This window comes from Pseudomonas sp. IT-P176 (assembly GCF_949767245.1).
Taxonomy (GTDB): Bacteria; Pseudomonadota; Gammaproteobacteria; order Pseudomonadales; family Pseudomonadaceae; genus Aquipseudomonas.
Genome location: NZ_CATKPN010000028.1, coordinates 54,469 through 67,817, shown reverse-complemented (window position 1 = coordinate 67,817; position 13,349 = coordinate 54,469). Strand labels below are relative to the sequence as shown.

Genomic DNA, 13,349 nt, shown 5'->3' with positions numbered 1-13,349 from the left:
AAACACCTTACGGCTTATGCGCCCGCGACAGGAACTCGTGGGATTGCATCTCCAGCAGGCGACTCAAGGTGCGCTGGAACTCGAAGTTCAAGCGACCACCGGTGTACAAGTCTTTGAGCTCGACTTCGGCAGAAATGATCAGTTTCACGTTACGGTCGTAGAATTCGTCGACCATGTTGATGAAACGTCGGGCGATGTCGTCGGTGGTAACGCTCATCTGCTCCACGCCACTGAGCAGCACGGCATGGAAGATCTTGCCCAGTTCGATGTAGTCGTTCTGGCTGCGTGGGCCGTCGCACAGTTCGCGGAAGTCGAACCAGGCCACGTCGTCACACGTACGCAGGGCGCGAATCTCGCGGTTCTCGATCATCAGCACGTCGTTTTCGACCGCAGCCGTGCATTCCGGTGTCAGCGCGCGGAAGCTTTTGCGCAGGCTCTCGTGGGACGCTTCGTCGAGCGGGAAGTGGAACAGCTCTGCCTGCTCAAGGTGACGCAGACGGTAATCGACGCCGCTGTCGACGTTGACGATGTCGGTGTTCTGCTTGATCAGCGCAATCGCCGGCAGGAACCGCGCACGTTGCAGACCGTCCTTGTACAGGCCGTCCGGCACAATGTTGGAAGTCGCGACCAGGGTCACGCCGTTCTTGAACAACTCTTCCATCAAGGTGCCGAGGATCATCGCGTCGGTGATATCGGAAACGAAGAACTCATCGAAGCAGATGACCCGCGCCTCGTTGGAAAAACGCTTGGCGATGATGGTCAGCGGGTTCTTCTCGCCACCGAGGGTCTTCATCTCTTCGTGCACGCGCTTCATGAAGCGGTGGAAGTGGGTCCGGGTCTTTTCCTTGAACGGCAGCGCTTCATAGAAGGTGTCGACCAGGTAAGTCTTGCCGCGACCTACGCCGCCCCAGAAGTACAGGCCCTTGACCGGCGCCTGGTCTTTCTTGCCGAACAGCTTGCCGAGCAGGCCCGGCTTGTTCTGCGAGGCTGCAACCAGGTCGTCGTACAGGCGCTGCAAATGACGCACGGCAGTTTCCTGGGCGGCGTCATGGAAGAACTCCGGACGTTTGAGATCAGCTTGATATCGTTCTAGGGGCGTCATAATTCGTTAGCAAGGCAACAAAAACGGGCCGTCACTGTAGCGACGGCCCGAAAGAATGGCAATCGGCCCTTGGTCGGGCCGCGCCGCTGATTATTCCTGGACTGGCGTCAGAGCGACCCGCAGGGCGTCGATGGCCAGGTCCCGCGCTGCACTGTCGGCAAAGGCCGGGCTGTCGCCGACGCACGCGCCTTCGAGCCAGACGCTGAAACCCAGGTCGTCGCTGCGCACATCCAGCGCCTGGCCGGATTGCAGCTGCTTGGTCACCTGCCCTGCGGCTTTGCCATCGGCAAAGTTGCGCGACAGCAACAGTTGCTCGCCATCGGCCGCCAGCAGACGGAAGCGGAAACTGCCGTCGTCTTCACGGAAGCTGACAAAACGCGCGGCCTTGGCGGGTTTTTTCTTGGTGCTGGCAGCGACTTGCGTCTGATTGACGAAAGAACGCAGGCCGACCGCCTCACGCAGTTCGTTGAGGAACGGGGTGGCCACGGCGCGGGCTTTTTTCGCACCGACCTGCAGGATGTCTTCCAGGTCCGATGGGCGCGCAATCAGTTGGTGATAACGCTCGCGGGACTCGCCCAGTTCGCTGTCGAGCAGCTGGAACAGACGATTTTTCGCTTCCCCCCAACCCAGGCCCTGCAACAGTTCGCTGCGGAACTCAGCGGCTTGGGCCGCAGTGGCAAACGCTTGGAACAGGGTGAACAGGTGCGAGTTGTCCGGGTCCTTGGCTTCGCCCGGGGCGCGGGAGTCGGTGACGATGCGCGAGATCGCATCCTTCATGTCCTTGGCGCTGGTGAACAACGGAATGGTGTTGTCGTAGCTTTTCGACATCTTGCGCCCATCCAGGCCGGGCAAGGTGGCGACGCTTTCTTCGATCAGCGCCTCGGGCATGGTGAAAAACTCCTTGCCCTGGCCAAACAGGTGGTTGAAGCGCTGGCCGATGTCGCGGGCCATTTCCACGTGCTGGATCTGGTCGCGGCCGACCGGCACCTTGTGCGCGTTGAACATCAGGATGTCCGCGGCCATCAGCACCGGGTAGCTGTACAGGCCCATGGTGATGCCGGCGTCCGGGTCTTCGCCGGTCTCCAGGTTCTTGTCCACCGACGCCTTGTAGGCGTGCGCACGGTTGAGCAGGCCCTTGGCCGCGACGCAGGTCAGCAGCCAGGTCAGCTCAGGAATTTCCGGGATATCGGACTGACGGTAGAAGGTTACCCGGTCCACATCCAGGCCACCGGCCAGCCAGGTCGCAGCGATTTCCAGGCGCGAGCGCTGGATACGCAGCGGGTCGTCGCACTTGATCAAGGCGTGGTAGTCGGCCAGGAAATAGAACGAATCGGCATTGCTGTCGCGGCTGGCGACGATCGCCGGGCGGATCGCCCCGGCGTAGTTGCCCAGGTGCGGGGTGCCGGTGGTGGTGATGCCGGTGAGGATGCGCGTACGAGTAGTCATGGGTAATCGCTTATCAGACTGCTATCAATTCGAAAGGCGCGGCAGCAGCAGATCCTTGAGATCGGTCAGCTTGCCGTGAAAAAAGTGTCCGCATTCTGCCACTTTCAGCAGCTCATGGGGGCGATCAAGGGCCGCGGACCAATCGTAAACCAGCTGCGGGTCGATCACTTCGTCGGTTTCCGGCTGGATCAGGGTCAGGGCGCCGTGCTGCGGCAACGGGTCCTGATCCCCCAGGCGCATCACCGCCGGTGCCACCATGAACAGCCGGGCCAGGGTTTCGCCCTTGGCCTCCAGGCGCCCACCGAGGCTGGCCGCGACAAAACCGCCGAAGGAAAAACCGAGCAAGGTCAGGGGCAAGTCAGGGTGCCGGGCCCGTAGCCATTGGGCAGCCGCCTGGGCATCGTCGACTTCACCAGTGCCCATGTCATGGCTGCCGGCACTGGCACCCACTCCACGGTAGTTGAATCGCAAAGTAATAAAGCCGGCATCGCGCGCGGTGCGCTGCAGGGTCGAAACCACTTTATTGAGCATGGTGCCGCCCTGCACCGGGTTGGGATGGCAGATCAGCGCCAGGCCACGTGGTTCGGGGGAATCCAGGTACAAGGCTTCCAATTGACCCACCGGGCCAGCAATCTCTACAGGGGTTTCACGCATAAGCAAGGAAGGAACTCCGTGACCTCTCGAAGGGTCGACTCGTCTAGCTAAAAGTCTGCGCCTGGCATGATTGCGATCTCGTCGCGGTATACAGCGCAGGTCCGAGCCGTTAACGTAAAGCAAAGCCGTTTATAGAGGAAGGACTCGTGGAACACTCGCTCTTAGTTTGGTTGTTGCCGACTCTTGCCCTGGTTGCCGGTGTCGCTATTGGATTCCTGGTTGCGCGTCTGCTGCCCAATGCCGTGCCTAACAGCACGCAGCGTCAGCTGGATGACATTCAGGAACGTTTTGACAGCTATCAGAATGAAGTGGTCACCCACTTCAACAGCACCGCAACGCTGGTGAAAAAACTCACCCAGAGCTACCAGGAAGTACAAGACCACCTCGCCGAGGGTGCCAACCGCCTGGCCCTGGACGAGCAGACTCGCCAACGCCTGCTGGCCGCGCTGCACGCCGATGCCGCCCAGGCCCCACGGGAACGCCTGACGCCACCGCGCGACCAGGAACCACCTCGCGACTACGCGCCAAAAACGCCCAACGCACCGGGCATGCTCGATGAGCATTACGGCCTGAAGAAGTAATACGCTTTCAGGCGATCGCCAAAAGCCCCCGGATCAGTGATTGCCCGGGGGCTTTTTTGTGCCTGTGCGTCTTGCCCACGAGAGGCCGTCAATGGCCATAAAAAAGCCCGCCCGGTCACCAGGACCGGGCGGGCTTTTCTTACACCTGGGGTTCAGTCAGATGTTCATGGGTACTGCTGCACTTGCCCTTGCTGCTGGCCGCCATACTGCTGGCCAGGAATTGCCTTGAGGTTGACCTCGACACGGCGGTTCTGCGCCCGACCGTTGACGTCGCCGTTGCTGGCAACCGGGTTGTCCGGGCCTGCGCCACGTGCCGACAGGTTGGCACCGCTGACGCCCTGGGACGTCAGGTAGGTCGCGACGCTTTGCGCACGACGCTGGGACAGGTCCATGTTGTGCTGGCGGCTGCCGGTGCTGTCGGTGTAGCCAACGATTTCGATCTGGTTCTGGTTGAACTCTTTCAGCGAGCCGGCCAGGTTGTTGAGCGGCTGGTAGAAACTTGGGGCAATGTTCGCCGAATCGGTGGCGAAGGTGATGTTGCCCGGCATGATCAGCTTGATCTGATCGCCCTGGCGCTGCACTTCAACCCCGGTGTTGGCCATGCTGGCGCGCAGTTTCTTTTCCTGCTGGTCGGCGTAGTAGCCATAACCGGCGGCGGAAGCACCGACCACGGCGGCGCCGATCAGCGCCCCCTTGCCACGGTTGTTGTGGTCGATGGCAGCACCCGCCAAGGCGCCAGCCAGGGCTCCCAAGCCACCGTACTTGGCGGTTTTGCTCATGCCCGTGGAGCCACCGTCGGCCTGACCCTGGTTGTCATAAGGGTTAGGGGACGCACAGCCCGACAACAAGGCCACGGCAGTTGCGACAATAATCAAACGACGCGAGGTGAACATGGAGAGCTCCTACTTTTACATTCTGTGGTGCAGCGGACGATAGCAATGGACCCCTGCGGGCGTTGGAACACGGCAACCGGCAAAAATTCCGTGGCGACCTGTAACACCGGCTGTCCTAGGCGCGGACAAACGGATTTTCACGCATCTCGTCGCCCAGGCGGGTATCGGGACCATGCCCGGTGACCACCGTCGCCTCTTCATCGAGGGTGTACAGGCGTTGCTTGATTGAGCGCACGATAGTCGCCTGGTCACCGCCCCACAAATCCGTGCGCCCTACCCCACGCCGAAACAAGGTGTCGCCGGCTATCAGCAGCTTAGCCTCTGCAAACCAGAAACTCATGGAGCCCGGTGTGTGACCTGGTGTGTGCAACGCGACACCACAGCCGCACGCCAGCTCTTCATCATCATCCAGCCAGCGATCCGGAGACGGCACCGGGGTATAGGGCACGCGAAACATCTGGCATTGCATCTCCAGGTTGTCCCAGAGGAACTGATCCTCCTTGTGCAAATGCAGGGTAGCACCGGTTTTTTCCTTCAACTGGCCCGAAGCCAGGAAATGATCCAGGTGCGCATGGGTATGAATGATGCTCACCACCTTCAGGCCCAGGGCCTCGAGGCGCGCCAGGATCAATTCATGATTGCCACCCGGATCGACGACGATGGCCTTTTTGGTGATCGGGTCGCCAATGATCGTGCAGTTGCACTGCAAAGGGCCGACGGGGAAGGTTTCGCGGATCAGCGCGGGTTTGGCAGCGTCCATGGATGTTCCTGGAAAAAATGGATCGGCTATTCTGGCACAGCCCGCCACAATCGCCGATGGCAGGCCGGTAACAAAACGCCCCCGGCCCTGGCATTCGCCAATGCCTGAACTGCCGCCCCAACACGGACACACCCATGACGTTCAACTGGCACAACGACTTACTGACAACCGCAACCCCGCTCGACAAACACTACAAAAACACCCAGAACGTCCGTCGCTTCATGCACGAGCACTGCGGCCCAGACTTCCGCTTCGACCGCGATTTCATGGCCTGGATCCGCAGCGGAACGCCTGCAACCCTGGGCGATGTGGTCGATGAGTGGCGGCGTCGGCAACCGTAGCCGAAGGGCCGCGTATCTAATCTCGCTCTCAAAACGCCAACTGCAACGTCTCCTTCCCCTCCAGCCCCAACAGGTACTGCTTGGCTTCCAGGCCGCCGGCAAACCCGGTCAGGCTGCCTGATGCGCCAATTACCCGGTGGCAGGGGGTGACGATCGAGATCGGGTTCTTGCCGTTGGCGGCGCCCACCGCGCGGACGGCCTTGGGGCTGCCGATCTGTTGGGCGATCTGGCTGTAGCTGCGGGTTTCGCCGAAGGGGATGGTCAGCAGGGCCTGCCAGACCTTTTGCTGGAACTCGGTGCCGACAAAGTCCAGTTGCAGGTCAAAGTGCTCGCGCTCACCGGCGAAGTACTGCTGCAGCTGGCGTTCGGTTTCCTGCAGCAGCGGGCTGTGGATATCTTCCAGCAGCGGGCCGATGCGCACGCGGTTGAGGCGTTCGTTTTCCCAGAGGATCGCGCAGAGTTTGTCGCCGCTGGCGATCAGGGTCAGGGTGCCGACCGGTGACGGCATCCGTTTGAATACGTATGACATGGGTGACTCCTGGATCCGACTGTTCAGGTGCGGTCGTTGAGTTGTCAGAGAACGTATTCAGGGTAATCCAGGGTTCAAACGCAAGAACTACGTTTCTTGCGTTTGAATTTTCCAGGCGGACAGGGGCCCGCGACAAGGCCTTCAGAAAGGGTTAGAGCCGGCCATACTCCTGCGCCGTGCGATCCAGTGCCCGCAGTGTCTTGGCGACCAGTTCGTCGACTTCTTCGCGGCTGGCGATCAACGCCGGGGCCATGATCATGCGCCCCAGGGTGGAGCGGATGATCACTCCCTCTTCAAAGCCCAGGGTTCGGCAGCGCCAGGCGATGTCATTCTCGTTGACAAACCGTTTACGGCTGCCCCGATCCTCGGCCAGCTGTAAGGCCGCGACCATGCCCACGCCCTGGATATCGCCCACCAGCGGGTGCTGGCCGAACACCTCGCGCAGGCACTGTTGCAGGTAAGGCCCGATGTCCTCCTTGACCCGAGTGACCACTCCTTCATCGCGCAGTGCCTTGAGATTGGCGATCGCCACCGCGGCGGCCACTGGGTGCCCGGAATAGGTCAGGCCGTGGGCGAATACCCCACCCTGCTCCACCAGCACCTGGGCGATTTTTTTTGACAGGATCAGCCCGCCCATGGGGATGTAGCCCGAGGTCAGGCCCTTGGCGATGGACAGGGTATCGGGCTCGAATCCGAAGTGCTCATGGGCGAACCATTCACCGGTGCGACCGAAGCCTCCGATCACTTCGTCGGCACACAACAACACGTCGTACTGGTGGCAGATGCGCTGGATTTCCGGCCAGTAGCTCTCTGGCGGGAAGATCATCCCGCCCGCGCCCTGGAAGGGTTCGGCGATGAATCCGGCAACCTTGTCGGCCCCCAGCTCGAGGATCTTGGCCTCCAGTTGTTGCGCCGCCCGCAGGCCAAATTCGGCCGGGGTCAGGTTGCCTTCATGGGCAAAAAAGTACGGCTCGTCGATGTGCGCGATGTCCGGCAGCATGCCACCCATCTCGTGCATGAACTTCATGCCGCCGAGCGCCGTGGCCGCCAGGGTCGAACCGTGATAACCGTTCCAGCGGCCGATCATCACCTTCTTCTCGGGCTTGCCGAGCACTTGCCAGTAACGGCGCACGGTGCGGATCAGCACTTCGTTGGCCTCGGAACCGGAGTTGGTGTAGATCGCGTGGCTGTAATGCCCCGGCAACAGGCTGAAAAGCAGCTCCGACAGCTCGATGACCTGCGGGTGGGTAGTGTGGAAAAACATGTTGTAGTACGGCAACTGCTCGAGTTGCCGGGTCGCCGCGGCGGCCAGGTCCTTGCGCCCATAGCCCAGGTTGGTGCACCACAGCCCCGACATGCCATCCAGGTAACGCCGCCCGTCGTTGTCCCACAGGTGCAGGCGCTCGCCTCGCACCATCACGCGCGGCCCTTCGTCGTTGAGGGCTTTCTGATCGACGAACGCGTGGATGTGATGTGCAGCGTCGGCGGCCTGGTAGTCGCGGGTTTCACGTGGGGTGGTCATCGCCAGTTCTCCGTTGTGGTGATTGATAGTGGCCCAGGTACCCGCAGGGCAAAAATAGTAAAAATGTGTTCGCAGGCGATGAAAAAACTGGGCAGCGATTTCCCCCATGCGCGCGTCATGTGGTTATTGTTCAGGCATGACCCAATCGTCGCCCACGCGGACCTGGGCGGTGCGCAAATTGCTTGGGATCAGCGGTCGAGACCGACACCTGCCCCATCACCCCGAGGTTTGCCGTGGCTGCCTACAATCTGCGTCAACTGAAGTACTTCATCACTACCGTGGAATGCGGCAGCGTCGCCGAGGCCTCGCGCAAGCTGTACATCGCCCAGCCGTCGATCTCCACGGCCATCAAGGGCCTGGAAGACAGCTTCGGGGTGCAGTTGCTGATCCGCCATCACGCCCAGGGCGTCTCCCTCACCCCCAGCGGCGCACGCTTCTATCGCAAGGCCCAGGAGCTGCTGCGCATGGCCAAGGAGTTCGAGCAGAACGCCCTGGCCGACAACGATGTGGTGTCCGGGCAGATCGACATCGGCTGCTTCGAGACGGTGGCACCGTTGTACCTGCCGCAACTGATGGCCGGGTTTTCAGCGCTGTACCCGGGGGTGGAGATCCGCATCCGCGATGGCGAACAGCAGGAGCTGGTGCAGGGGCTGACGTCGGGCGCCTTTGACCTGGCGATCCTCTATGAGCACGACCTGGATGGCACCATCCAGACCGAACCCTTGATGCCGGCGCAACGCCCTTATGCCCTGCTGCCGGCCGATCACCGCTTCGCCCAGCAGGCCCAGGTGTCACTGCGCGACCTGTGCCTGGAGCCGATGATTCTGCTGGATGTGCAGCCGAGCCGGACCTACTTCGTCAGCCTGTTCGATGAGCTGGGGCTGACCCCACGAATCGCCTTCAGCTCACCCTCGATCGAGATGGTGCGTGGCATGGTCGGCCAAGGTTTCGGTTTTTCGATCCTGGTCACCCGGCCACATTCGCAATGCACCTACGATGGACAAAAAGTGGTGTGCGTGGACATCGTCGAAGACGTCACCGGTTCCGGGTTGGTGGCCGCCTGGCTCAAGCGCGGGCAATTGACCAAGCCGGCGCAGTTGTTTGCCGATTACTGCCGGGAGCAGTTGACGGCCAAGGCCCTGGGATCGGCCTGATGTGACGAGCCCTGGTCAGGCCAACAGTCCCAGTTCTTTCGCCCGGGCCACGGCCTGGGTGCGACGCTCGACGCCGAGCTTGCTGTTGATGTGGCTGGCGTGGGTTTTCACCGTGTGCAACGAGATGAACAACTGATCGCTGATTTCCTGGTTCGAACAGCCCCGGGCAATCAGTTGCAGCACCGCTTGCTCACGAACACTGAGGGCTTCGCCGCCGGGTTGGCTCTCAACGCTTTCGCGAATCGCGACGTGAGGCAAGTGTTCCATCAGGCTCTGGCGCAGAGCCGTGGGTGGACAGTGGGCCAGTTGCTCACGCAGCCAGTCCGGTCGCTCGCGCAATAACCCATCAAAAGGCTGCAACACGCCACCGCTGGCGGCCTCGAACGCCTGGGCCATGGCCCGACGTGCTTCTGGCTCGCGCCCATGGCCCAGCAACAGGCTGACTTTCTGAATCAGCGCCATCACGCTGAGCATCTGCCGCCCACTCTTTTGCCCATGCTCGAACAAGACATTGAGACGCCCTTCGGCCAGCATCGGCTGGTTTTGCATCGACTCCAGCAGGGCTTGCTGTAACTCGATGTGCAGGGGCATTTGCGGGTGGAATTCGGGGGGCGCCGCGGCCTGTTCGCCGTTGTAGGTCTGGCCCAGGCGTGTCAGCCAGGCGCCGGCCAGGTCGGTACGCCCCTGGGCCAGCCACAGTTCACATTTGACCAAGGTCAGCATGGCCAGGTAGTAGATCGGCGGCACGTCCCAGATGTGCATCAGCCGCTCGGCCTCGGCCAGTTCGGCGAACGCCTTGGCAAACTCGCCCCGGCTGCCTTCCAGCCGGGCGATCACACTGTGGCCGATCAGCACGCTGATGTCGCGGCAGGCCCGTGCTTCCGTCAGGCCGGCGTGCAGGCGGGCGAGCCCGAGTTCGGGTTGCAGGCGCAGGACCAGCAGGAAGCCTTCGTACAGGGTCAGGCGCGCGCGCACCGCATACAGCCGTTGCGGCGACAGGCCCTGCAAGCGTTGCTGGCCCTGGTGGACTTCGTCCAGGGCACGCAGGATTTCCCCTCGCGCCTGCAGCACCCGGGCGCGGTCGTAATGGGCCAGCGCTTCGAACAGGGGATTACCGACCCGTTGTGCCAGCTCCAGGGATTCGCGGTTCAGCTCTCGGGCACGCCACAGGTCGGCGTCGGCGATGGCCAGGTTGGACAGGGTCGACAGGCACATCAGCCGCTGGCCATAGCGTTTGTGCGGCAGGCTTTGCAGGGCCTCGGTGCAGTACAGCAAGGTCAAGTCGCGCTGGCCGCGGCCACGGGCGATGATCCCGCTCAAGGCCAACCATTGCGCCAACATGGATTTTTGCGCAGTGGCCGAAGGCGCCGGCAGGAACCGGCTGAGGTGGCTGGCCAACTCTTGCGCAGCATCCAGCTGGCAGGCCAGGCCCAGGGCCCAGCTGTACAGCACGATCAGCCGTGGGGTGCTGACCAGCAGGCTGTCGGGTAAGTCCATTTTCCAGCGCAGCAACATGCCGACGTTCTGTTCGGCCAGCAGCTGTTCTTCGGACAGGTTTTGCACCAGGTTCGCCGCCACATCCAAGTGCCCGGCCCGCAAGGCCTGCTCCACGGCTTCGTCAAGCAGGCCCTGGGCATTGAACCAGCGACACGCCCGCAGGTGCAGGCTGGCGACGGGCACCATGGCGTTAACGGTCGGGCGGCTGCGCAGCAGGTCGGAAAACAGGTGGTGATAGCGGAACCAGTGCCCCTGCTCGTCGAGCGGGACCAGGAACACCTGGTGGGACAGCAGGTAACGCAGGATTTGCGCACTGTCGTGGGCTTCGCGCACCGCGTCGCACAGTTCGCTGCAAAAGCGCTCCTGGGGCGCGGTGTCGTAGAGGAAGGCCTGGACCTCGGCGGGCAGGCAATCGATGACTTCTTCGAGCAGGTAGTCGCGGATCAGCCCTTCACCACCGTGCAGTGGCGGTGGCAGTATCGCGCCATTGCCGGCTTCCGACGCCGCGAGCAACCAGAAGCGTAGCCCCGCCACCCAGCCTTCGCTGCGCTCAATCAGGCTTTCCAGCGCCTCGCCACGCAGCGAACTGCTGTGCCGGTTCAATAGGGCCAGGGATTCGTCGTGCGTCAGGCGCAGGTCCTGCTCGTGCAGTTCGAGCAATTGCCGCGACAGGCGCAAACGGGCCAGGTGCCAGTCTGGCCGCTGGCGACTGGTTACCAGCACCAGCAGGCCATCGGGCAGGTGATTGAGGAAAAACTGCAGGCAGCGGTCCAGCACCGGGCCCTGGGCCAGGTGATAGTCATCCAGCACCAGCAACAATGGGGCGCTGGGCGAGAGCTGGACCGCCAGTTCGTCGAGCAGCCCGTCCAGCCACTCTTCGAAGGCGAACGGTTGATGACGCTGGCGCATTTTCAGCAGGCCCAGGGCCTGGGCGCCCAGCCGAGGGAAATAGTGCTGCAGGCCTTCGAGCAACCGCTCGAGAAAACGCCCCGGGTCATTGTCTCGCGGGCTGAGTCCCAGCCACAGGCTTTGCCAGTGGTCCGGCAGGCTCTGGCAGAACTCCACCGCCAGTGAGCTTTTACCAAACCCGGCCGGGGCGCTGACCAGCAGCAGTCGCCCGGTCAAACCAGCACTCAGCCGCTCGCACAACCGCGGCCGCAGGATGTGGCCGTCGGGCAAGGGGGGACGGTAAAAGCGTCCTTCCAGCATCGGCACGGCCGGGCCAGGAGGGCTGTGGATTCGGAACAGGTCAGTCATAGCCAACTCTTATTGAAGTGCTGTTGTCGGCATTGCAGATGTCCGCAGACTAGCGGCAAACCGCCAGGGTTTGAAGACAATTGCTACAAATGGCTACAAAAAGTCTGAGCGCCCTCTGGCGTCGTCACCGATTCGGTGGGTGTCGATCACTTTATCCAAGGCAAAAAAAACGCCCCGAACCAGTCGGGGCGTTTTTCGAGGATGCGGCCTCTGGTGCAGCGTATTAGCGAACACCTTCCTGACGCAGTGCGGCCGGGGTGAAATCGCTGGTGGTGGCGGTGAAGCCGAAGTCGTAAGCCTGTTTCTCTTCGTTCTTCATGCCCAGTGCCAGGTAACGGCCGGACTGCAGGTCGTAGAGGGTTTCCAGGGCATACCACGGCACTTGTTTGTCGTAGTAGTCCTGGGCATGGGCTTCGGCCACGCGCCACAGTTGACCACGACCGTCGTAGTGGTCGATTACCGCGGCTTGCCAGGTGTCTTCGTCGATGTAGAAGTCACGCTTGGCGTAGATGTGACGCTGGCCTTCCTTCAGGGTCGCAACCACATGCCACACGCGGCGCAGCTCGTAGCGGGCCAGGTCCTGGTTGATGTGCCCGGCCTTGATGATGTCGGAGTACTTGAGCTTAGGATCGTCAAGCTTGTAGCTGTCGGAGGCGATGTACATCTCTTTCTTGCCTTCGAGCTTCCAGTCGTAGCGGTCCGGTGCACCGTTGAACATGTCCAGGTTGTCGGAGGTCCGCAGGCCGTCGGCTGCAGTACCCGGGCCATCATAGGACACTTGCGGGGCACGGCGCACACGACGCTGGCCGGCATTGTAGACCCACGCCGAACGCGGCTCCTTGACCTGGTCGAGGGTCTCGTGGACCAGCAGCACACCACCAGCCAGACGCGCCGGCGCGGTTACTTTCTGCTTGAAGTAGAACAGGATGTTGCCCGGGTTTTTCGGGTCGTAGTCCTTCATTTTGTCGCGGAACACGAACTGGTCCTGGAAGTACACCAGGCTGTAGGAGCCGTTGGCTTGCGGCGTGGCCTGGGTGACCAGGCGGGTCACGCTGCCACCACGGTAGCGGGTGATGTGGTTCCAGATCACTTCCACACCGGTTTTCGGGATTGGGAACGGCACGGCCGTTTCGAAGTTTTCCAGGCCGTTGCCACCCGATACAAGGGTGGTGTTGGTGGCGTTGCGCTTGATGGACGCGAACACTTCAGGCGGCACGGTGGCGCCACGGTGAGAGGTGTACACCGGCATCTTGAAGGTTTCCGGGTAACGCTTGAACATCGCGTATTGGCCCGGCGCCAGCTTTTCCTTGTACTTGTCGACGTTCTGCGCGGTGATAGTGAACAGCGGTTGCTCGCTGGCATAGGGATTGGACAGGAAGCCCTTGCTGTCTACCGTGCCGGCATTCTTGGCCAGGGGTTTCCAGCTCGGAATCGAGCCGTCGGCATTGCCGGTCATTTCTGCGCCCATCGGCGTCAGGCTCTTGCCCAGCTTATCGGCTTCGGCTGCCGGAACGGCGCCCATGACGCCGGTCGCCAGCAACGAAAGCCCCAGTCCTGCGACGTACACCAGATTCTTGGTTATTTTCATTTCTTGTTCGTCCTGAAGAAGCAGT

12 protein-coding genes are annotated in these 13,349 nt (G+C 61.9%); 3 read left to right on the top strand and 9 right to left on the bottom strand.

Annotated features, from left to right (window positions below; all coding sequences use genetic code 11):
* Positions 1-7: 7 nt before the first annotated feature.
* The 3 genes from zapE to ACM6IP_RS02755 form a co-directional block, all read right to left on the bottom strand.
* Complete coding sequence (zapE, locus tag ACM6IP_RS02765) at positions 8-1,102, bottom strand: cell division protein ZapE (protein WP_095168959.1); 1,095 nt, start codon at positions 1,100-1,102, stop codon at positions 8-10.
* Between the two features lie 90 nt (positions 1,103-1,192).
* On the bottom strand, positions 1,193-2,548 hold the full coding sequence (locus ACM6IP_RS02760; RefSeq protein ID WP_414860912.1) for a tryptophan--tRNA ligase: 1,356 nt from the start codon (positions 2,546-2,548) through the stop codon (positions 1,193-1,195).
* Positions 2,549-2,572: 24 nt separating this feature from the next.
* On the bottom strand, positions 2,573-3,202 hold the full coding sequence (locus ACM6IP_RS02755; protein ID WP_159997911.1) for an alpha/beta hydrolase: 630 nt from the start codon (positions 3,200-3,202) through the stop codon (positions 2,573-2,575).
* A gap of 146 nt (positions 3,203-3,348) precedes the next feature.
* Between ACM6IP_RS02755 and ACM6IP_RS02750 the strand changes: the two genes are divergently transcribed.
* Complete coding sequence (locus tag ACM6IP_RS02750; RefSeq protein ID WP_095168962.1) at positions 3,349-3,783, top strand: YhcB family protein; 435 nt, start codon at positions 3,349-3,351, stop codon at positions 3,781-3,783.
* 164 nt (positions 3,784-3,947) lie between these two features.
* Here the strand turns inward: ACM6IP_RS02750 and ACM6IP_RS02745 are convergent, their stop codons facing one another.
* Positions 3,948-4,676 (bottom strand): OmpA family protein, encoded by a 729-nt coding sequence (locus ACM6IP_RS02745; RefSeq protein WP_095168963.1) that lies wholly within the window; start codon positions 4,674-4,676, stop codon positions 3,948-3,950.
* Between the two features lie 115 nt (positions 4,677-4,791).
* Positions 4,792-5,436, bottom strand: a complete 645-nt coding sequence (locus tag ACM6IP_RS02740) for an MBL fold metallo-hydrolase (protein WP_095168964.1) — start codon at positions 5,434-5,436, stop codon at positions 4,792-4,794.
* A gap of 134 nt (positions 5,437-5,570) precedes the next feature.
* Here ACM6IP_RS02740 and ACM6IP_RS02735 point away from each other — a divergent pair, with 134 nt between their 5' ends.
* Positions 5,571-5,777: a DUF6434 domain-containing protein gene (locus tag ACM6IP_RS02735; protein ID WP_414860911.1), complete on the top strand. Its 207-nt coding sequence runs from the start codon at positions 5,571-5,573 to the stop codon at positions 5,775-5,777.
* 28 nt (positions 5,778-5,805) lie between these two features.
* On the opposite strand, the gene ACM6IP_RS02730 is transcribed toward ACM6IP_RS02735, so the two are convergent.
* Both ACM6IP_RS02730 and ACM6IP_RS02725 read right to left on the bottom strand, forming a co-directional pair.
* Positions 5,806-6,306 carry a methylated-DNA--[protein]-cysteine S-methyltransferase gene (locus ACM6IP_RS02730; protein ID WP_159997915.1) on the bottom strand — a complete coding sequence of 167 codons (501 nt, stop codon included), beginning with the start codon at positions 6,304-6,306 and terminating at the stop codon, positions 5,806-5,808.
* Between the two features lie 151 nt (positions 6,307-6,457).
* Positions 6,458-7,828 carry an aspartate aminotransferase family protein gene (locus ACM6IP_RS02725; protein ID WP_414860910.1) on the bottom strand — a complete coding sequence of 457 codons (1,371 nt, stop codon included), beginning with the start codon at positions 7,826-7,828 and terminating at the stop codon, positions 6,458-6,460.
* 233 nt (positions 7,829-8,061) lie between these two features.
* Between ACM6IP_RS02725 and ACM6IP_RS02720 the strand changes: the two genes are divergently transcribed.
* Positions 8,062-8,982 carry a LysR family transcriptional regulator gene (locus ACM6IP_RS02720; RefSeq protein ID WP_095168968.1) on the top strand — a complete coding sequence of 307 codons (921 nt, stop codon included), beginning with the start codon at positions 8,062-8,064 and terminating at the stop codon, positions 8,980-8,982.
* A 15-nt stretch (positions 8,983-8,997) separates the two neighbouring features.
* On the opposite strand, the gene ACM6IP_RS02715 is transcribed toward ACM6IP_RS02720, so the two are convergent.
* Entirely contained in the window at positions 8,998-11,736 is a 2,739-nt protein-coding gene (locus tag ACM6IP_RS02715) for a LuxR C-terminal-related transcriptional regulator (RefSeq protein ID WP_414860909.1), read from the bottom strand.
* 223 nt (positions 11,737-11,959) lie between these two features.
* Positions 11,960-13,324, bottom strand: coding sequence for a DUF1329 domain-containing protein (locus ACM6IP_RS02710; protein ID WP_095168970.1), 1,365 nt, complete (start codon positions 13,322-13,324; stop codon positions 11,960-11,962).
* Positions 13,325-13,349: the final 25 nt, after the last annotated feature.